The sequence below is a fragment of the Bacillus sp. HNG genome, from assembly GCF_003400205.1.
Classification (GTDB): Bacteria; Bacillota; Bacilli; order Bacillales; family Bacillaceae_L; genus Ferdinandcohnia.
Genome location: NZ_QUQV01000012.1, coordinates 1 through 21354, shown reverse-complemented (window position 1 = coordinate 21354; position 21354 = coordinate 1). Strand labels below are relative to the sequence as shown.

Here is a 21354-nt window from a genome sequence, read left to right as displayed (position 1 = left end):
ACTAAACTAGTCCGTACCTCTCTCTAATAGTAACCAAAATACCTTAAAATGAAAACGTTTCCTTAATAAAGTTATTTTCGGTAATTAAATACTATTTTGTACATATTGTTCACAAAAAGTAGAGTTTTACTAAAAGGCATTTCTAGCAAACGTATGCTAGAATCATTTTAATAGAAAAGGTACCAAACCTATCTATTGACATCATATTGTTTGATCATCGTTGGAGGAAAGAAAAATGAAAACAAACATAAAAGAATGGACAAGTGGGTTGAAAAATGGAATTCCCATTGCAATCGGTTATTTTGCGGTTTCGTTTACCTTTGGCATTCTTGCCGAGCAAGCCGGGCTAAATCCGTTTGAAGCCGTCTTGATGTCCGTAACAAATTTAACATCAGCTGGACAGTTTGCTGGACTTTCGTTAATTGCCGGTGCTGCAACAGTCGTCGAAATTGCTATCACACAGTTAATTATCAACTCTAGGTATTTTCTAATGTCGTTTGCCTTATCCCAAAAGATTGACCCAAACACATCCTTTTTCCATCGTTCAATCATGGCATATGGGATTACAGATGAGGTCTTCGGGGTGACGGTTGCGGTTCCTGGAAGGTTAAGTCCTTATTACGCTTATGGCGTGATGAGTGCTGCGGTCCCAGGTTGGGCACTGGGTACATTATTTGGAGTTATTTCTGGCAATATACTACCACCAAGATTAATTAGTGCCCTAAGTATTGCCCTGTTCGGAATGCTGATTGCTGTTATTGTCCCTCCGGCAAAAGGGAATAAAGTCCTTACCGGATTGATTGTCATATCGATGGTACTAAGTCTACTATTCGCTGAGTTGCCGTTTCTTGAATCCATCTCATCCGGTGTGAAAATTATTATCTTAACGATTTTAATTGCAGGTATTGCAGCGTTTGCCTTTCCGGTAAAGGAGGATACGTATGAATAATGCTATTTTTTATATTTTGGTAATGGCCGTTGTGACGTATCTCATTAGGGTGCTTCCACTTACCCTTGTCAGAAAAGAAATCAAGAATGTTTATATCCGATCGTTTTTATACTATGTTCCATTTGTGACATTGGCTGTGATGGTTTTTCCGGCCATTTTAGACGCAACAGAATCGACATGGTCTGCGCTAGTTGGCTTTATTGTAGCCATTCTTTTTGCCTACCGGGGGGCAAGCCTAGTGAGTGTCGCGTTATTGGCCTGTTTATCGGTTTTTTTAATCGAACTGCTTTTGTATTAGGTAAGAGATTTTATTCAAAACCATATCACCTCCTACATATTTGAAGGATGAGATATGGTTTTTTGCATTGTTCTACTCCTTTTTACCTATATGCAACTCTCCTCTTCAGTAATGCACGCTAATTGAACTAGGACTAAATAACCAAAATATTTTAAATATTATTAATAATAAATGCACATTTCCTTAACATTTGAATCCTATCATTAATTTGTACAGGCCATATATCAAAAATTTTAGGAGGAAATAGTCAATGAATAAGAAAAAGCTAGTCATTCCCGTTTTAAGTGCAGCACTTCTATTCCCGACTGCAGCAAACGTATTTGCACAACCAAATAAACCACTTGAGGTTACAAAGGTTGATTTTATAGGTATGGAGGCACCTAAAACACAAGAGGAAAAATCAACTATGCATACGCATGCTAAAGCCCTCGTGACATTATCAGATGGCTCCCAAAAAACGATGGAATTAGACTATCACTCCTTAGCTAAGCCAGGTGAAGTCATTAATGGAAAAATTGTTGGGGGTGCCGTGGATGTTAACGGTAACGCTATTACACGTGCCGATGGAAGCCCAATTTTTTCTACTGCACCAGATATGAATTCCCTGTTAAGTGTAAACGGAAAGAGTGGAAAATTATATTTAATCAACCATTTTGAAAGTATGCCAAAAAATGAAATCGGTGAAATGCCAAAAGCCGTTTACTTAAATACTGTCGTTCAAAATAAGGAAACGGGTGAATTGAAAATAACGGATATTGAACCAATTGATTTTTCTGCTGATGGTGGAGTATGGACACCTTGTGCGGGCGTTCTTTCCCCTTGGAATACTCATTTAGGCAGTGAAGAATACGAACCGGATGCACGTGCACATGAAAAAAATCCAGAAAACTCTAAAGTCACACAATTTGCACGTAACTATTATCAAGATGCAAATGCTGTAGGAAATCCATACCTTTACGGCCACACGACTGAAATTACAGTATCCCCAAATGGTAAAGCAGAAGCTGTAAAACACTACAGCATGGGTCGCTTATCCTTTGAAAATGTAGCCGTTGCTCCAGATAATCGTACGGTTTATTACGGTGATGACGGTGGTTATGTAATGCCATTCATGTATATTGCAGACAAAGCTGGAGATTTATCCGCTGGTACGCTATACGCTGCTAAATTTAATCAAACCAGTGCTGAAAATGGTGGTGCTGGTGAATTTGAATGGATTGAATTGGGACATGCAACAGATGAAGAAGTGAAAGATCTATCCCGAACTTTAACCTTCAGTGACATTTTTGAAGCGACAGACGATCCCGCCTATGCTGAGGCAAATGGATTTTCTCATATCAAAACAACTGTTGGCGAAGAATACTTAAAAGTTAAACCAGGTATGGAAAAAGCCGCGGCATTCTTGGAGTCTCGTCGTTATGGTGCCATTCTTGATGCAACATCTGAGTTTAATAAAATGGAAACACTAACGTTTAATAAAGCTGATAACAAGATTTATATGGCAATGTCCTATGTAGAAGGTGGGATGTTAGAAAAACCGAATGACCCTGTTGATGATATCCGCTTGCCAAAATTAAGCGCAGGTACAATCTATCAAATGAATATTGCAGCTAACCAAAAGGATATGAATGGAAATTCCATAAATAGTGATTATGTTGTTACTGATATGCATGGGATGTTGAACGGTGAAGATCTCCCATCTCCAGATGCTGATGGGAATACAGCACATCCAGATAAGATGGCGAATCCGGACAATATTGTATATGATGAAGAATTAAGAACTCTGTTTATTGCAGAAGATAGTGGCATGCATACCAATAACTTTGGCTGGGCTTATAATATTGATACGAAAGAACTTGAAAGGATTATTTCAGCTCCGGATGGCGGTGAAGTAACTGGCCTACAAGCCATAAACGATTTAAATGGGGAAAATTACCTCATGGTCAGTTCTCAAAATCCAGGAAACATTGGATATATTGATCTTCCTAATGTCGGAGAAAAAATAAAACCTGGAAAAAACAAATAATTTATTTCTCATATGGAAGTAAAAATCCGCCCTCGCAAGTGCTTGGGCGGATTTTGATTTTGCAGCTATAAATTAAAAAACTCCAACCAAGTCAATAAAAGGCAGGATTTTTTTTAGATTTGAAGTTTTCACCTCTATTTGCAATGATCGACCATAGATCCCATGGATAACGACTTGGTGGTAACGAATAAACCCCTATCGGTTCGTTCCTAACAGGATGCTCGAAATAAAGCGAATGGGCCCAAAGCGCAAGTTGCTGGCCTGACCTCTTTAGATGCCCTCCATACTTTTGATCCCCAAAGATTGGATTACCTATAGTTGATAACTGAATTCGGATTTGATGAGGTCTCCCCGTGTGAAGATTCACAGAAAGTAGACTAAATCCTTTTTTCGATTCCATAACCTCGTAATCTAGCACTGCTTTTTTAGCGTTGGGATGAGTAGAAGGGACAACGAATACCTTATTCTTCCGATGATCCTTATGAAGATAATGTACAAGCTGCCCCCTTTTCTTCTTTAGGGATCCATGAACAACTGCAAAATAATTTCGTTCAATCACATGTCTGCGAAACATATCCGATAATCTAGAAGCCGCCTTAGACGTTTTTGCAAACACCATGGCACCTCCAACGGGACGGTCTAAACGATGTATGAGTCCCAAATATACATTACCAGGCTTTTGGTAGCGTATTTTTATATCGTTTCTTAGCATCGTTAACAAATCAAGGTCTCCACTACTATCTTCTTGTACAGGAATATTAATTGGCTTTTCTACCAAAAGCAGATGATTATCCTCATACAAAATGGGAATTTTCATAGAATTCTCTTCTCCTTAAGGCATATTTCATCTATCATACCATCTTTGTAAGAAATATTCGCCAATTGCCTACATTCCCTTTTTAATGTTATCCTATGTTTTCAGATATTGTGGTGACCGTAAACCTTGTCCATATTTTTTTATCATTCTAAAGAATGATGTCTGGGTACTTTTTCTAAAATAAGGGCAAAATATCCATTGCAATCATAAAAATAGAGGTTGCTATGCGAGCGGAAACGATACTGGAAGCATATACATCATGTTTAAATCATCAGGAGGTTACATATGCAATATGTTATTTCAATTTTAGGTATTCTTGTTGTCTTATTTTTAGCTTGGCTAGCAAGCTCCAATCGAAAAAAGGTGAAAATTAAACCTATTATCACAATGCTTGTTATTCAAATCATTTTATCCGTGTTCCTATTAAATACAGAATTTGGATTTATCCTTATCACAGCCATTTCAAATGTTTTTAACAAACTGCTTGAATATGCAGGCGAAGGGATTTCCTTTGTATTTGGCGGCATGGCAAACGAAGGAGAGGCTCCCTTCTTTTTAACTGTATTGTTGCCAATTATATTTATTTCTGTCTTAATTGGGATTCTCCAGCATCTGAGAATTCTACCGCTTCTTATGAAGGGAATTGGATGGCTATTAAGTAAAGTGAATGGGATGGGGACCCTTGAATCATATAACGCAGTGGCTTCGTTAATGGTGGGACAATCCGAGGTTTTCATTACATTAAAAAAACAACTCGGCCTTCTTTCAAAACAGCGTTTGTATACTCTTTGTGCTTCAGCGATGTCGACTGTATCCATATCCATAGTGGGTGCCTATATGACAATGCTTGAACCAAAATATGTTGTCACAGCTTTAGCATTAAATTTATTTGGTGGTTTTATCATAGCTTCTATTATTAATCCGTATGAGGTACAACCAAATGAAGATATGTTAGAGATACAGGAATCTAGAAGGCAATCATTTTTTGAAATGCTCGGGGAATACATCCTTGATGGTTTTAAGGTTGCCATTATCGTCGGGGCCATGTTAATCGGGTTCATTGCACTAATGGCGGGAATCAATCACGTGTTTGAGCTCATATTTAATATATCCTTTCAGCAAATTTTAGGTTATATTTTTGCTCCAATTGCCCTCATTATGGGAATTCCTTTATCAGAGGCCGTTAATGCCGGGGGAATTATGGCGACTAAACTCGTGACGAATGAATTTGTCGCGATGTTGGATTTATCCGGAGGTAATCATAACTTTAGTTCCCGCACCCTTGGGATTCTTTCTGTATTCTTGGTATCCTTTGCCAACTTCTCATCCATCGGGATTATTACCGGGGCGGTAAAAAGCTTGAACGAAGAGCAAGGAAATGTCGTCGCAAGTTTCGGGCTGAAGCTATTATATGGTGCCACACTTGTAAGTATCCTATCAGGTATCATCGTTAGTTTAGTTTTATAAAAAATGGAACCCACTACTTAAGTAGTGGGTTCTATGTTTAATCTAGCTATTTAAGGAATACATTAATACCCATTAACAAAGTTATCAATGGTTTCCCTTTCGTCTTCTGTCAGTTCCCTTTTTACGTGCTTTTCGTATTCCTCTATGATTTTCGATTTATCACCACCGAACATATCTGTATATTTCGCAACGGTTCTAAGCTTTGCGACTTCCTGATTATATTCATCTTTTGAAATCGGCCTTTGGTGAGAAGGGATATATGTATCTGCATCAAATGATTCTAACTCATCTAAAAGCGCAAGAGTTGTCTTGATTGTATAGTTATCCTTTTCCGAAAAAATATCAGGATATATACAATCACCCAAAAATAGAATTTTTTCTTCTTTGATATACACAATGACCGAGTCGGCTGCGTGATCTCCCCCAACGTGTTGAACTACACAAGTTACCCCACCAAGGTCAATTTCCGCTCGTTTTTCTATGGTTATATCCGGTAAGACAATCTTGATATCTCGGTGATCTGTATATTCATTCTTAATAGCCCTCGCACAAAATTCAATTTCAGTTCCTTCTTTAACTCGTTCATCTATAGCCTCGTCCGACCATGAAAGCGGAATGAGTTTCTCCATTTCCTCTTTTGTTTTTGTAGAAGCAATTGAAACTGTATTTGGTAAAGCTGAAAGGCCAAAGATATGATCCCAATGCCAATGAGTAAGAACAACCATATCAGGATGCCCTACCTCATTTTTCAACGTTTCTTTCATAAAATAATGGGCATGGTCTTCCGAGTTACCTGCATCAATCATTAATGTCTTGTTATTTCCAACCACCATCCCTAAAATGGGCCGGTCGGTCTCAGATATTGGCGTGATATACCAAAAACTCTTTCCTATCTTGTTTATTGAGTGCATAACGGGGTGACTCCTTTCTTTTATCACTATCTTTCGTCAAATCGCGGTTAATTACTCTTTTCTCAAAAAGCGAAAAAACCGCATTTACTTATAGTACGGCTCTTGTGTGATTTTTTAAAGGTTGTTTTCACAAACTTATTGCTAATCGTTCAAAATACTTTTTTATTCCACCCAAATTATCTCTGTGTGTCTGGAATATTAAGATAACAAACAATATTTTTACAAATTATTTACAGCAGGTTAAAAGAGTACCTTTAGAATGAAAATGTTGACTTTGGTATTACATTTTATTGGGGAGGTTACACCTTGAAACTAGAGTTAAAAGATATATCCATGAAATTCGATGATGTGACCGCAGTTGACCATTTAAATGTCTCGATTAATGAAGGTGAATTAGTTTGTCTTCTTGGACCAAGTGGCTGCGGTAAAAGTACAACATTATTCATGTTAGCAGGTTTATATAAGCCAACTTCGGGTGAGCTATATTTCGGTGATAAATTAGTAAATAACATTGAACCGGAAAACCGCGGGATTGGTATGGTCTTTCAAAATTATGCACTTTATCCGCATATGACAGTGCTTAAAAATATCATGTTTCCTTTAAAGATGACAAAAGTACCAACAAAGGAAGCCGAAGAAAGAGCTATTGAAATGGCAAAGCTTGTTCAAATCGATCATCTACTCGACCGTAAACCAAAACAACTTTCTGGCGGACAGCAACAGCGTGTAGCGATTGCACGTGCCCTTGTTAAAAAGCCATCATTATTACTTTTAGATGAGCCCCTTTCAAACCTTGATGCACGCTTACGTTTAGAAATGCGTGAAGAAATTCGCCGAATTCAGCAGGAAGTCGGTATTACAACAATTTTTGTTACACATGACCAGGAAGAAGCTATGAGCATCTCTGACCGAATTTTATTAATGAAGGATGGAAAATATCAACAATATAGTCCACCACAAGAAATGTATGATCATCCGGTCAATGCTTTTGTTGGAAAGTTTATGGGAAGCCCCCCTATTAACATGATTCCAGTCTCATATAATCAGGAACGATCTATTTTCACAGTTGAAAAATCGGACGAGTCTTTTACAAGTGACCTGCGTTTGAATACAGAACTTTCTACTTCAAACAAGATGATTCTAGGTGTGCGTGCTGAAGATTGGTTAATCGGGGCTCATAACGCAACTTTTTCTCTAAAAGCAAAAGTAGAAATGGTTGAACGAATTGGGCGGGATACATTATTAAGTGCAATTATAGGTGAACACTCAATCCGTGCCTTAATTAATCCAGAATTTGAAATTCAGGCTGGTGACCATGTGGATCTATCCGTTCGAAATAACCGATTCCACTTATTTGATGCTCAATCTGAAGTAAATCTAAATGTCATTCCTTTACAAGGAGGGCTTTTGATTGAATCAAAGACCAACATTATTTAGTACATTTAAAGCTCTCCTATATTTAGCACCAGCACTCGTCATTTTAGGTGTTTTTAATTTTTATCCAATTATTAAATCCTTTTTAATGAGTTTTTATACAGACTATGACTACTTTAATGACATTGTAAAAGAATATGGGTTTGCAAATTTTACATATATTTTTCAGGATAAGGAATTTTGGACAGCGATTAAAAATACCTTTATTTTCGTCCTTGGTGTAGTTCCTCTATCCATATTAATATCGCTAGGTATTGCGATTCTACTAAACTCCAATATTAAATTAAGAGGTTTATTTCGATCTATTTACTTTATTCCGTTCGTCACCTCTGTGGTAGCTGTCTCTATCGTTTGGCGCTGGATCTACCATACAGAATATGGGTTAATGAACTATTTTCTTAGTTTCTTAAATATTGAACCTATTAAATGGTTAACCGATCCACAATGGGCAATGCCTGCACTGATCATCATGAGTATTTGGAAAGGATTAGGCTATAACATCATTATCTTCTTAGCAGGCTTGCAGAATATAGACAAGCAGTATTATTTAGCAGCTCAAATTGATGGTGCCAAACCTTTTAAACGATTTTTACATATTACTGTGCCACTTTTATCACCTACAACATTCTTTGTTTCGATTGTGGCGATTATCAATAACTTTAAAGTGTTTGATGAAATCTTTGCTTTGTTTGACGGTAAACCCGGTCCAGCTTATAGTGCCCAAACGCTCGTTTACTATATTTATGAAAAGTTTTATAACGAGTGGGAATTTGGTATTGCCTCTGCAGCCGCCTATGTTTTATTTATCATCATATTCATCTTTACCCTTATCCAATTATACATTGGAAAACGCAGGGTGACTTACTGATTGGAGGGGGAAAGAAAAATGCAGGGAAAAGCAGCACTTTCAAAAGGTTTTATCTATCTCTTATTGATTCTTGGAAGCTTATTAATGCTATTACCATTTATTTGGATGCTTAGTACATCCTTAAAGTCTTCCGGTGAGGTAACAGCAATGCCTCCTATTTGGATTCCAGAGGATTTCAAATGGGAAAACTATGCAGAGGCCTTTGAAATGGCTCCTTTTGTTAGATATATCATCAATAGTGCCATTGTAACGGTACTATCAACAATTGGAGAATTATTAACGACAATCCTTGCAGCCTATGCATTTTCACGAGTGAATTTTTATGGACGCGATTTTATATTTGCTATCTTGCTCGGGACTATGATGGTTCCAGGGGAAGTACTGTTAATTCCAAACTATGTAACTCTATCGAATCTCGGTTGGATTGACCAATATGAAGCACTGATAGTTCCCTGGCTTGCTAGTATCTTCTCTATCTTTTTATTACGTCAATTCTTTTTGGGAATACCTAAAGAATTGTCTTATGCAGCAAAAATTGATGGCTGTCGTGATTTTCGATTTCTGTGGACGATTATGGTGCCATTAGCGAAACCCGCTCTCATTACCATTGTATTATTAAAAGCAATTGGAAGCTGGAATGCATTCCTTTGGCCATTAATTGTGACTCAATCAAAAGAAATGCGAACTCTTCCTGTTGGACTTACCTCCTTTAGTACAGAAGCAGGAACAATTTATGAATTATTAATGGCTGCATCAACCATGATTATTCTACCGATGATTATCCTTTATATCATCCTGCAGAAGTACATTATTGAAGGTGTTGCGAAAGCTGGAATTAAAGGCTAACCAGGTCTCATCCTTTAAGGAGGTGATACTCACGAATCTAGTCATCTATCATGGGCCCTACTCAATTTCATACGAATAAAAAATATTATGTTGATTTATAGGAGGAAACGATTTTGAAAAAATTCTTACTAACAATGCTTTTTTTAATTTTAGCGGTGACATTAATGGCATGTAGCGATGGAGAAAAAACAAACACAGATAGCAAAGAAGCTGAAAATAAAAATGCAACAGAGGGTCTTGTAACTTCATTAGATGAGCCAGTTGAAATTGAATTCTGGCATGCTATGAGTGGTGGACATGAAAAAGCATTAGAAAAAATCACAAATGATTTTAATGAGTCTCAAGAAATGATTACTGTTAAACTAGTCAATCAAGGTAGCTATGGTGACTTGTCTACAAAAAATATGGCTGCAGCGAAAGCGAAGAATCTTCCTGTATTAACTCAAGCTTATGAAGACTGGATTACTGAGTATCTTGAAAATGATCTAGTAGCAGACTTAACTCCATATATAACCCATCCTGAAGTTGGTTTCAGTGATGATGAATTAAATGATATTGTTGAAGTTTTCCGTGAAATGAATGTTTGGGATGGCAAATATTACGGAATGCCTTTTAACAAAAGTACTCGTATTATGTTCTACAATGTGGATTACTTAGAAGATGCTGGTGTTGAACCTCCAACTACTTGGGACGAGCTTTATTCAGTAGCTGAAAAATTAACAGGCGAAAAAGATGGAAAGAATGTAATCGGGCTTGGCTTAGAAAACTCTGTAACTCTAGAGTTTAACCAGTGGGTTCATCAAGCTGGTGGTGTCTATTTCGATGAGGAATCAGAGAAATTTATGATGAATTCCCCTGAAGGAAAAGAAGCATTAGAATTTGTTTACGGAATGATTGAAGATGGTATTGCACGTACAGCTGGTGAAGATGGATATATGTCTGAACCATTTGCACGTGGAGATGTAGGCCTTTATATTGGATCTTCTGCTGGTATTCCTTATGTAGCTGCCCCTGCTGAGGAAAACGGAATAAACTGGGCGGCAACTGTATTACCCGAAGGTAAAAAAGCAGCTACTCCATTTGCAGGAACAAACGTATCTGTTTTCGCATCTGCAACCGATGAAGAAAAATTTGCTGCTTGGGAATATATTAAATTCTTAATTAACACTGAAAATACAACTTATTGGGCAATGCAATCTGGTTACCTACCTATTCGTTATTCTGCTTTAGAAAGCGAAGAATGGAAAGCATACATTGCTGAAAACCCTGAATATGGTGTAGGTGAACAACAATTTGATGCAGGTTTCTATGATCCTCGTATTAAAGGAGCTTATGCTTTAAAAAATGCTGTGGCAAAAGAGCTTGATCGAGTACTACTTGGTGAAATTTCTGTTGAAGAAGGCTTAACAAATGCAGAAGACGCTGCCAAAAGAGAGCTTGGTCAGTAATAGATAGTTTTGACGTTTAACATGAAGGAGCCTGGAAGTACCGGTTCCTTCAATTTTATTTTATAAAAGGTGGAAATGGCATGACTCATAAAACAACTCTTACTTTTTATGGTGGTCTAAGAACAATCGGCGGAACCATCATCTCTTTGCAATATGGTGATTCTCGGATCATCTTTGACTTCGGACTTGTATACAATCCCCAAAATCATATATTTGATGGACAAATCAAGTTAAGGAAAAGCTCAGTTGTGAGGGACTATTTAAAACTTGGTCTTATTCCAAGTATTGATGGAATATACAGCAAAGAAGACCTTCCCGATCATACAACTCTTATTTCGGCTGATACCTATCATGGCAATACAGCTATTCTTATTTCCCATTTACATTTAGACCATATGGGAGCAATGGGATTGATTGCCCCCTCCATCCCTGTATACATGACAGAGGACTCCTTAAGTTTATATCAAACGTTGGAATTAATTGGTGAGAGAGTACAAGGAAATCGGGATTTTCAATCTTGTACGTCCAATCGGCCTTTTTCAGTCGGTAAAATTACGATTACACCAATTCAAGTTGACCATGATATTTTAGGCGCTTGTGCCTTTCATATTCAAACACCTGATGGATCTATCCTTTATACTGGAGATTTGAGAATTCATGGTGCACATCCAGAGCGGATTCGATCGTTTATTCTGAAAGCAAAGGAAATCGGATTCGATGCTGTGATTATGGAAGGAACCACTTTATCTAGCGAAGAAGAATTACCTGAAGAAGCGCTTGTTGCTAACAAGGAACTTCCCGAAGATGTGGTTACAGAAACAAGGATTCCATCCAAAATGGCTGAGGTATTAAAAGCAACCAATGGTATAGGTATTTTTAATATCTACCACCGAAATATTGATCGCATACGCGGGATCTTACAAGCTGGAGTTGAATCTGGTCGAAAAGTTGTGTTAGAAGCTGAGACTGCCCAAATCGCATTAAACCATTTAGGAGCACAAAATTTCCTCGTGTTTCAATCCGAAGAAATGAGACAATCCCCTGTTCCGAAATGGCAAGCTCAATTATTTAATAAGATTTCTACGATTTCATATAAGGAGATTAACCAAAATCCAGAGCAGTACCTTGTTCAAAATTCCTATGATCGTTCCCTGGATCTTTTTGATTTGAATGTAGAGAATGGCATTTATCTTCACTCAAATGGAGTACCATTAGGTTCATTTGATCCTGCATTTCAAAACCTGGAACGGGTATTGCAGCTCATTGGACTTGAACGAGTAGCGATTGGAACTGGCGGACATGCGATTCCGCAACATTTAAAATACATTGTCGATGAACTGGATCCAGCAACACTTATCCCGCTTCACAGCTTTTATCCAGAAAGATTGAAGCCGAAAAATGGAGTGCAGCTATTACCTCAATATGGCAAGACCTACCTTTTAAGTGAAGGAAAAATAATGGAGCAATAAAATGAAGCCGCCACTGCGCGGCTTCTATGTTCTATTTTAAAATGTCTGCAATGGAATTCGTTACAATAATAGCCCGTGGTTTATAATCAGCAAGATAGGTGACTGCCCCTTGGCCACCAAGGTAGAAGGCTATATCCTTTTGCTTTTTAGCAAATTGCTCCAATCTTTCTAGAAGATGAGGATCCGTTTCAAAAGGTATTGTGGTTGTAGCGGACAACAAAACCACATCTGGCTTTAATTTGCTTACCAATGATTCTATTGCTCCTGGAGCTGGAGATGCCCCGATTAATTGGGTTTTCCACCCTTTCATCATGAACTGCAATAAGGTCAGATGCAGGGGTACTTCATGATGTTCATAAGGCAGACATGCTCCGAGAACGAATGGTGCATCTTCCCGATATTGATAATTTCGTCTAATCTGAACTAAGAAGTCTCTTACAACTAGACTCGATACAGATTCCTGATATTCATCCCACTCATGGTTCTCCCACTTTTTCCCTACCTCTTTTAAAAAAGGAACCACGATATTTGTTAAAAAGCGCTCTAACCCTACATGATGGTATGCTTGTTTTAAAATATACGTTAATTCTATTTCATCACAGTGCCTACCTTTTTCTAGAAGCTGGAGGACATACTCATTCCACTGCTCGTAATTAGGTAATTTTTCCTCTTTCATTGGTACTTCAGGTTCTTCAGAAAACTCTTTTACAAGAAGAGCCGCTTGTTTTAGCGAGTGACCTTGTTCCGAAAGTAATTTGATTTTTAAAAGCATTTTTACATCCTGTTGACTATATATTCTATAACCATTCTCTAAACGCTTCGGTTGAATAATCCCATAACGTTCTTCCCATTTCCTAATCACTTGTTTCGATAATCCGGTCATATCTGCAACTTGTTGAATGGTAAATAACCCTTTTTCATCTGATTGAATCATTCCGTTCATCCCCTTAATACCTTGTCGAGTCCTGTAGATATGTTAAGTATAACCAATGCTTTCAGCTTGTACAATGTTGTCCAGATAACATTGTACAAACATTTAAGTTGAAGGATCTCCTTCATGATGATCAAACACTCCCATTAATGTATAATGTTTATAAAATATAATTATACAAACATTTGACAAAGCGAGTTGTCTTAGTTAATAATGAAATAAAATATAAATCTAATATGTTATTAGAGAAAGGGAGTGAAATGGTGTTCTTAGCATGGCAGGAAATAAAAAAAAATAAACTTCGCTTCACCTTAATTACAGGAATTTTAATGCTTGTTTCTTATCTTGTATTTTTTCTCTCTGGACTTGCCACTGGTCTCGCTAGTCTAAATAGGGAAGCCGTTGATAAATGGAATGCAACTGCTATTATCCTAACCGAGGAATCAGATAAAAGCTTATACCAATCATTCATGTCCACCGAGCAACTTAAAGACATTGAGGCGAAAAAAACGGCTGTAATTGGTCAACTAAACGCGATTGCCAACAACGGGGAAAACAAGCAAAATATATCTCTCTTTGGTATTAAAAAAGAAGAATTTCTGATGCCAGATGTGACGGAAGGAAAACCTTTTGAAAGAACCAATGAGGTTATTGCCGACGATTTTCTTAAAGAAATGGGATTCAATTTAGGTGATCAATTATCCCTATCCTCCAGTGACCAACTGTTAACCATCGTTGGATTTACAGATCAAGCTCGATTTAATGCTGCACCTGTTCTATATTCCAATCTTGAAACCTTCCACCAAATTAAATTCGGTGAAGGAGCTGATCAGAAAATAGATCAAATTAACGGGATTGTTGTTCAGGATGAGTCTATTACAAATCTCACCCAAAATACTGACCTGGAGACCATCGAAATTCAATCATTCATTGAAAATTTACCTGGTTATACGGAACAGAAACTCACCTTAAATTTCATGATTTACTTTCTCTTCGGGATTTCATCCATCATCGTAGCCATTTTCTTGTATGTGTTAACCGTGCAGAAGATCAGTTTGTTCGGGGTCATGAAAGCTCAAGGTATTTCCAGTTCTTATTTATCGTGGTCCGTTGTTGCACAAACCTTTATTTTAGCGTTTATCGGGACATTGCTCGGATTTGTCTTAACACTTCTTTCAGGAGCCTTTTTACCAGCAGCTGTTCCTGTTTCATTTGATCTCGCCTTAATGATATTTTATGGGCTAATCCTAATAATTGTTGCAACTGCCGGTGCCGTTTTCTCAGTCTTGACGATTGTTCGAATTGATCCACTGAAAGCGATAGGAGGATAAACATGGCCGTATTAGAGTTACATCAAGTAAAGAAAAGTTTTGGTAGTGGTCATAAGATGGTAGAAGCCTTAAAGGAAACGGATTTTCATGCTAACCGAGGTGAATTGATTGCTATCATTGGACCATCAGGGTCTGGAAAAAGTACCTTTCTTACTATTGTTGGCGGGTTATTATCACCTACTTCAGGTGATGTCATCATCAATGGGCAAAACCTAACCGCTTTGAACGAAAAAGCACGCTCACAAATTCGACTTAAGGAAATCGGATTTGTTTTACAAGCGTCCAACTTAGTTCCCTTTCTCACCGTAGCCAATCAATTGAAACTGTTGGACAAAGTGAAAAAAGGTAATATGACAAAACAGGAGCGAAATCAACTATACGAAGACTTAGGTATTGATGACTTACTCATGAAATATCCCTCCGACTTATCCGGTGGGGAGCGCCAGCGTGTAGCTATCGCGAAGGCTCTGTATAGCAATCCTTCAATTATTTTGGCTGATGAGCCGACAGCCTCCCTCGACTCAGACCGAGCCTATGAAGTTATGGGTCTATTAAAAGAGGTAACAAAGCAGAAAAATACAACGACTATTGTGGTAACCCACGATATTCGGCTCGTAAGTTATTGTGACAAAGTTTATAAAATGACGGATGGTGTCCTTTCCACTGCAATCGAGAAACATGTGAAAAGGCCGCAAGTTTCATTCGAAGAGAGAATGGATCCTGTACTTCAATCAGAGGGGTGATAAAAAGGTAATTTTCCTTTCATAACCATCTTTGATTCAGAACTAAAAAGTAGCTCTACCCTATGCGTAGAGCTATTTTTGTTTATAATGACAAAAAACTTAAATCTTTTTAGGATTAAGACATATATCTATTAAAAAAGATGGGAGTTGATTACTTGAGCACTTTTTATCCTGAAAAATTATCTGTTGAATATATGGATGGTGTTACCTCTACGCATCCTGTTATACCAAGACGTTACACACTAACACACTCTGATTTAACAGGAGACCTATTTTTAACCATTGGATTTGATTATGCCTGGAATAAAATCAATTCAATGAGAGATGAGGTATTAGGCGAATGGAGGCAAAGTGGAAGTTCCTTTTTTTATTGTGTTTATGTATATATCGATCAAGGACAATTTAACCAGAATGTAGCAGCAAAACGAAATGAAATATTTAGACGTGAATTACCACTTGCATTAACAGCAATTCGCTATGGCGATCGAGAATTTTTCAACTCATTCCCTCATTTAGACCAAGTTCCCATCATTATTACCTTTATGTCCACGTATCCACAGTTTGCAAGACAGGAAAATTGGGGTACCTTCCAGAATTTTAACAGCTATATTTAATCACAAAATGGTCCATTCCCATACGGCTGACCCTTAAGTCCGAGTGTCATTTTGGCATGTAAAAAATAAGCTTGGGTATATTAACTTTATACTTTTTATACCTGGGGTGATATCAATGAATTTACAATCTGGAACATATTATTGGCCTGTTACTTTTCCTGATGCTCCCTCATACCCAGCATTGGAAGAAGACCTATCTTGTGATGTATTAATTATTGGAGGTGGAAGTTCCGGGGCACAGTGTGCATATTATCTTGCTGATACTAATTTAGATGTGGTTGTAATTGAAAAATCAAAAGTTGGCAGCGGTAGCACTAGTACGAATACAGCTCTCATTCAATACTCCGGTGAAAAAATGTTTACAGATCTGATCAATACCTTTGGAGAAAATTACATAAAGAGGCATTTACACCTACTAAAAGAGGCCATTAATGACATTGAAGCATCCTCAAAAAATGTCTCAATTGATTGTGAATTCAACAGAAGAGATACTCTTTATTCTGCTAGCTGTACAGAAGACGTGGAAAGCCTAAAAAAAGAATATGAATTTTTAAAGCAGAATAATTGTGAACTTTCTTTTTTAACAAAGGAAGATATTGAAGCAAAATATCCTTTTAGCAGAGATGCCGCTATTTATTCGTACAATGATGCAGAAATCAACCCTTTCCGATTCACCCATGCTTTGTTGGATTACTCCACCAAAAAAGGAATCCGTGTATATGAACATACAGAAATGAACGGTCACCATTATGATTAACTATACTATAATAATAGTAGACCAATTAGTATAATATATAAACCTATTCTATTATTTTTTTACATATTGTAATTATTAAACAGATTTTAAAAAATAGGTTCAATATGTATAATATGTCGGTTCAGGGGGGGACATAGATGAAAGTTCAGGAAGTCATATTGGAAAACAATATGAAAAGATACATGTTACTGGATGACAAAGGGATGCCAGTCCTTTCAGTGATGAAATACATAAAATACCTAGATACACGGGGGAAAAGCCCAAATACTCAAAAAACGTACTGTTATGCATTGAAGGAGTATTTTATATTCCTAGAGGATGTAAATCTAGGATATAAAGATGTAAGATTAGAAGATTTGGTGGACTTTATTGCATGGCTTCGCAATCCATACGGAATAAATAAAGCAGTTCCACTTCAACCAACTGAAGCGAGAAAAAAGGAAAACACTATCAATCTAATTCTTACAGCTGTAAATGGTTTTTATGATTATTTATATCGAAATGAAGAGCTAGATAAAGCCATGGTTGATTTAGTCACGAAAGAACAATTGTTTAAAGGGGCAAAGAGGGCATATAGAGATTTCCTCTACCATGTTAATCAAAATAGTCCATCGCATAAAAACGTCCTGAAGGTGAAGAAGAAGAAAGTAAAGTTAAAAGTGTTGTCAAAAATGGAAGTTGAAATACTCTATAATGTAGCAACGAATATTAGGGATAAGTTGTTAATACACACTCTATATGAGACGGGCTTACGAATTGGAGAATTACTTTCGCTCTTTATTGAGGATTTTGTATTTGATCATAAGGGCGGTCATAGGATTAAGCTCGTTGACCGTGGTGAGCTTGAAAATGGTGCCAAGCTAAAAACTGGTGAAAGGGAAATTTATGTCTCGCAATCACTTATGGACCTATTAGACGATTATCTTTATGAAGTGATTGACGATCTTGATATTGATACGAATTTTGTCTTTGTAAAATTAAAGGGGAAAAATATTGGACACCCAATGAATTATCAAGATGTTTCTGCTCTATTCAAACGGCTACGGAAAAAAGTAAAATTCAAAGTCCACCCACACCTTCTTAGGCATACTCACGCAACCATGTACTACAGACAAACTGGCGACATCAAACAGGTGCAAGAGCGTATAGGGCATAGCCAAATCCAAACGACTATGAATTTTTATCTTCATCCTTCCGAAGAAGATATTCGAAACAACTGGGAAAAGGCTCAGTCAGCGTTTCAAATCAGCAGCAAATAATATAGCAATGGGGAGAAATGAAATGAACCTAAATGAACAAGAAGAATCTGAGGATTCGTTCTATCAGCGATTGACGAAAGAACTTTCCTTTTATAATGAAAAGGTGAAAACCAAAGAGGGATTAACTAATCGTGCTGTTAATGACCCATATTTTTTATTGAATGATACATGGAGTATTGAAAAACTTGCCACAATCGAAAATTTTAAAGATGCGATCGCAAACAAAAAATTTAATCGAACGAACGTTATTTTTAGGTTCAGTAATCCTCAAATTCTACTAGAAATGAAATATTTCGTCTTCAGGAAAATGTTCGATGATAATTGGACTATTAACACTTTATTTGTTCAAGGAAATTATAATTTAAAACAGTTAGGACTTTTTCTGGAGGAAAAATTTCCGAGATTAAATTCTATTTTAGATCTTGACATCGAAAAAGCTAATAAAAGGTGGATGATGTGGCTTCAGGAAAAGGGAATCGGTACACATACTAAGGATAAAAGGTATGAGCATCCCGTTAAACGACCTGTAACAAAGTTTCTTATAAGTGTTTATAATGATTTATCAAAACTACTTGATTTTCGGGATGAATGGGAAAAAGAAGTTTGGGATGTGCGTAATCTAAACCAGAAATACGGGATTTATTATAATCATGCTCGTAGTCATGTGAAGCTAGATTTTACAGTTGTGAAACAAATCCCTTTCCGTTTTGAAATACAAAAATGGCTGAAAATGCGCCTTCTTTCAAATGACTTAACCTGGGGTACAGCCGTTAATTATATGGTCAGCATTCCAAAGTTTCTGGATTTTATCTTTAAATTAGAACCCACATGGAAAAATCTTAATGAACTTTCACGATCTCATTTTGAAAAATATTTGGACCAATTACATAAAGAAAATGCCGAAAGGCAAAGAGTATCGCATTCTAATGAATACGTTACAAAAGCCATTTCTTCGGCAAATAAATTTCTTGAAGGTTTACAGACGATCGATTCACCTTTAGCACCTAAAAAAGATATCAGAACCATCATTTTCAGATATGACCGTCCTAAAAGAAAAAAGAAGTCAAAAAAAGTAGACTATATTCCTGATTCTGTTTTACAACAACTCTTTGACAATATTAATTACCTCCACGAGGAAGTTCAGCCTATCATATGGATAAGCTTCAAGACAGGATTAAGGGTGTCTGATACCTTGAGGCTGACACAAGATTGTTTGTTAAGAATTAATGGAAAATACCAACTTGTTTCAGACGTGACCAAAACATATTTAAAAGATCATTCGATACCAATAGATGATGAATTGGCAGATGTAATTGCGGTATTAATTAAGAATTCAAAGGAAAACAGTAACGAAGAAAACAATCCGCAAAACTACATATTTGTTCGCTATCGAGGTGTCCGAAAGGGAAGACCGTACTCTGCCGATTGGATTGGTGAAAGACTTAATTCATTGGCGAAAGAGAAAAAAATTGTTGATGAAAAAGGAGATATATATCATTTCAGAATGCACCAATTTAGGCACACCTACGCTGTTAAAATGTTAAATAGTGGCGCAGATATCTTTACAGTTCAGCAGTTATTGGCACATTCCTCTCCTGAAATGACGCTCGTTTACGCAAGATTATTAGACACAACCAAGAGAAAAGTGTTCGAAGAAGCAATGAAGCAAGGCTTGTTTAGTTTTGATCTGAACGGAGAAATGAAACAAATCAAGCCAAATGAAGAAATTCCTGTGGATATTTTAGAAGTCTTGTGGCGTGAACAAAAGTTAAGTGCTGTTGACAATCCTTACGGAACTTGCCACGCTAGAATCAATGGAAATTGCCCACATGCAGAAGAGCCTCCGTGTCTTACATGTAATGGCGGTAGCCCTTGTAAGGATCTCGCAATAGGATTTTCTGAATTAGACATCCAAAAATATGAGCTGCTTGTAAAGACTTCCTCTAGGACTATTGAAGCGCTAGAACAACGTGGTCGTCAAGATATTGCTGAAAAGAACAAAAAGAACTTGGATCGATATCAAAATATCTTAAACACCATCCAATCCGGCAAAATTATTTTTGGACGCTTGGACCGCATTAAAAGAAAGCAGGGTTTGGCAAATGTCTAATTATGATCGAAAAGAACAGTTGAAAAAAATCCACGAGAGCCGTAAAGCAAATACGGCTCTAAAAGTGGACGGAGCAATCAAAAGGCTTTTAAAAGCAAATGAAAGTATTAATTTTAACAGCGTATCAAAGGAAGCCCGCATTGCAAAAGCAACGTTGTATAACAACGAGGACTTCCGTTCGAGAATTGAAAAATTAAGAAACCAACAATCGCAAGTACCCACCCCGAAGCAAGTGAAACGGGAAATGAATGAAAGCAACAAGGATGCCCTCATTGCATCCCTAAAAAGAAAAAATCAAAAGCTAGAACAGGAAAACAAGCAATTAAGGGAGCAGCTGAAAGTTGCTTATGCAGATGTTTACAAAAAGTTATGAGGGAGAACAACGTTCTCCCCTTCTTTTTCAACTAACGAAGCAGGTTAGTGGAAGAAGGATTAAATTAACCATTAACAGAATATTAGTCTTATATAAATAATATTTTTGTTTTTCATCAATAAAGGGGTGGAGGAAATATGCTCTGGGTAATAATATTTTTAGTTATTGTGGTTCCATTCTTATATGTATTGGTAAAGGATTACAGAGTTATAAAAAATGAATTAAAAAATAATCCCGTATCCATTTTAAAAGAACTTCTATTCATATTAAGTCTTTTTGTCTTTTTTGCTGGTTTAATTAGTAAATACTATATGCTTTCAAATGTGGCCGCAATCTTTTTACTTTTACTTTCTTTAAAAAGGTTGTTAAACCTTTGGAAGACTAACAAGATAAGAGTAATTTATACTTTGGTTCTCTTCATTTTATTTTTTTCTTTACCCTACCTTTTAAATTAAGGGGAAGCATTCCTGTCATAAAAATAAAGTCTTTGAAGAAATTTACTTAAAGTAAAGGGTGCGTTGATCTAAGAAGGATTACGCACCTTTTTGCTGAATTTATTGAACTAACGTTGCAGAATAGCATTCCTGTAGATCGTTATATATCAGGTTTGAAAAAAATAAAGCCCCTCAGTAAGATATGAGTATAGACACCACTCTAACTCAGACTCTTAAGGAGGAAGCCCTACTATGAATTTTAAAATGCA

Annotated in this window: 19 protein-coding genes; 16 read left to right on the top strand and 3 right to left on the bottom strand. The window is 36.9% G+C overall.

The genetic code is table 11. From position 1 onward, the window contains the following. Positions 1-235 precede the first annotated feature (235 nt). The 3 genes from DZB84_RS18705 (at position 236) to DZB84_RS18695 (ending at position 3273) form a co-directional block, all read left to right on the top strand. The gene (locus DZB84_RS18705) at positions 236-949 is read left to right on the top strand and encodes an AzlC family ABC transporter permease (RefSeq protein WP_116353838.1); all 714 of its coding nucleotides are present in this window, start codon (positions 236-238) and stop codon (positions 947-949) included. Further along, a complete protein-coding gene (locus tag DZB84_RS18700) occupies positions 942-1247 on the top strand; it encodes an AzlD domain-containing protein (RefSeq protein WP_116353837.1) in 306 nt (101 codons plus the stop codon). Before DZB84_RS18705 ends, DZB84_RS18700 begins: the two co-directional genes overlap by 8 nt. Before the next feature lie 250 nt (positions 1248-1497). Beyond that, positions 1498-3273, top strand: a complete 1776-nt coding sequence (locus tag DZB84_RS18695; RefSeq protein ID WP_116353836.1) for a PhoX family protein — start codon at positions 1498-1500, stop codon at positions 3271-3273. A gap of 91 nt (positions 3274-3364) precedes the next feature. Here the strand turns inward: DZB84_RS18695 and DZB84_RS18690 are convergent, their stop codons facing one another. Continuing rightward, positions 3365-4090 (bottom strand): RluA family pseudouridine synthase, encoded by a 726-nt coding sequence (locus DZB84_RS18690; protein ID WP_116353835.1) that lies wholly within the window; start codon positions 4088-4090, stop codon positions 3365-3367. A gap of 285 nt (positions 4091-4375) precedes the next feature. Between DZB84_RS18690 and DZB84_RS18685 the strand changes: the two genes are divergently transcribed. Continuing rightward, on the top strand, positions 4376-5557 hold the full coding sequence (locus DZB84_RS18685) for a NupC/NupG family nucleoside CNT transporter (RefSeq protein WP_116353834.1): 1182 nt from the start codon (positions 4376-4378) through the stop codon (positions 5555-5557). A 62-nt stretch (positions 5558-5619) separates the two neighbouring features. On the opposite strand, the gene DZB84_RS18680 is transcribed toward DZB84_RS18685, so the two are convergent. Continuing rightward, positions 5620-6468, bottom strand: coding sequence for an MBL fold metallo-hydrolase (locus DZB84_RS18680; RefSeq protein WP_116353833.1), 849 nt, complete (start codon positions 6466-6468; stop codon positions 5620-5622). A gap of 306 nt (positions 6469-6774) precedes the next feature. On the opposite strand from DZB84_RS18680, the gene DZB84_RS18675 reads away from it, so the two are divergent. The 5 genes from DZB84_RS18675 to DZB84_RS18655 all read left to right on the top strand — a co-directional run bounded on the left by DZB84_RS18675 (position 6775) and on the right by DZB84_RS18655 (position 12533). Beyond that, positions 6775-7905, top strand: coding sequence for an ABC transporter ATP-binding protein (locus DZB84_RS18675; RefSeq protein WP_116353832.1), 1131 nt, complete (start codon positions 6775-6777; stop codon positions 7903-7905). After that, entirely contained in the window at positions 7880-8770 is an 891-nt protein-coding gene (locus tag DZB84_RS18670; protein ID WP_116353831.1) for a carbohydrate ABC transporter permease, read from the top strand. The genes DZB84_RS18675 and DZB84_RS18670 overlap by 26 nt, the downstream gene beginning before the upstream one ends. An 18-nt stretch (positions 8771-8788) precedes the next feature. Further along, positions 8789-9616 carry a carbohydrate ABC transporter permease gene (locus DZB84_RS18665; RefSeq protein WP_116353830.1) on the top strand — a complete coding sequence of 276 codons (828 nt, stop codon included), beginning with the start codon at positions 8789-8791 and terminating at the stop codon, positions 9614-9616. A 113-nt stretch (positions 9617-9729) separates the two neighbouring features. Further along, positions 9730-11064, top strand: coding sequence for an ABC transporter substrate-binding protein (locus DZB84_RS18660; RefSeq protein ID WP_116353829.1), 1335 nt, complete (start codon positions 9730-9732; stop codon positions 11062-11064). Between the two features lie 80 nt (positions 11065-11144). After that, complete coding sequence (locus DZB84_RS18655; RefSeq protein WP_116353828.1) at positions 11145-12533, top strand: MBL fold metallo-hydrolase; 1389 nt, start codon at positions 11145-11147, stop codon at positions 12531-12533. Between the two features lie 31 nt (positions 12534-12564). Here the strand turns inward: DZB84_RS18655 and DZB84_RS18650 are convergent, their stop codons facing one another. Then, the gene (locus DZB84_RS18650) at positions 12565-13467 is read right to left on the bottom strand and encodes a MerR family transcriptional regulator (protein WP_116353827.1); all 903 of its coding nucleotides are present in this window, start codon (positions 13465-13467) and stop codon (positions 12565-12567) included. 260 nt (positions 13468-13727) lie between these two features. Between DZB84_RS18650 and DZB84_RS18645 the strand changes: the two genes are divergently transcribed. The 7 genes from DZB84_RS18645 to DZB84_RS18615 all read left to right on the top strand — a co-directional run bounded on the left by DZB84_RS18645 (position 13728) and on the right by DZB84_RS18615 (position 20651). After that, positions 13728-14795, top strand: a complete 1068-nt coding sequence (locus DZB84_RS18645) for an ABC transporter permease (protein WP_116353826.1) — start codon at positions 13728-13730, stop codon at positions 14793-14795. Positions 14796-14797: 2 nt separating this feature from the next. After that, the gene (locus tag DZB84_RS18640) at positions 14798-15538 is read left to right on the top strand and encodes an ABC transporter ATP-binding protein (RefSeq protein WP_116353825.1); all 741 of its coding nucleotides are present in this window, start codon (positions 14798-14800) and stop codon (positions 15536-15538) included. A gap of 155 nt (positions 15539-15693) precedes the next feature. Then, positions 15694-16152 (top strand): staygreen family protein, encoded by a 459-nt coding sequence (locus DZB84_RS18635; RefSeq protein ID WP_116353824.1) that lies wholly within the window; start codon positions 15694-15696, stop codon positions 16150-16152. Positions 16153-16267: 115 nt separating this feature from the next. Beyond that, the gene (locus DZB84_RS18630) at positions 16268-16909 is read left to right on the top strand and encodes an NAD(P)/FAD-dependent oxidoreductase (protein WP_116353823.1); all 642 of its coding nucleotides are present in this window, start codon (positions 16268-16270) and stop codon (positions 16907-16909) included. Between the two features lie 137 nt (positions 16910-17046). Continuing rightward, positions 17047-18168 carry a tyrosine-type recombinase/integrase gene (locus tag DZB84_RS18625; protein ID WP_116353822.1) on the top strand — a complete coding sequence of 374 codons (1122 nt, stop codon included), beginning with the start codon at positions 17047-17049 and terminating at the stop codon, positions 18166-18168. A 22-nt stretch (positions 18169-18190) separates the two neighbouring features. Then, positions 18191-20278: a tyrosine-type recombinase/integrase gene (locus DZB84_RS18620; RefSeq protein ID WP_116353821.1), complete on the top strand. Its 2088-nt coding sequence runs from the start codon at positions 18191-18193 to the stop codon at positions 20276-20278. Beyond that, on the top strand, positions 20271-20651 hold the full coding sequence (locus tag DZB84_RS18615; protein WP_116353820.1) for a DUF6262 family protein: 381 nt from the start codon (positions 20271-20273) through the stop codon (positions 20649-20651). Before DZB84_RS18620 ends, DZB84_RS18615 begins: the two co-directional genes overlap by 8 nt. Positions 20652-21354: the final 703 nt, after the last annotated feature.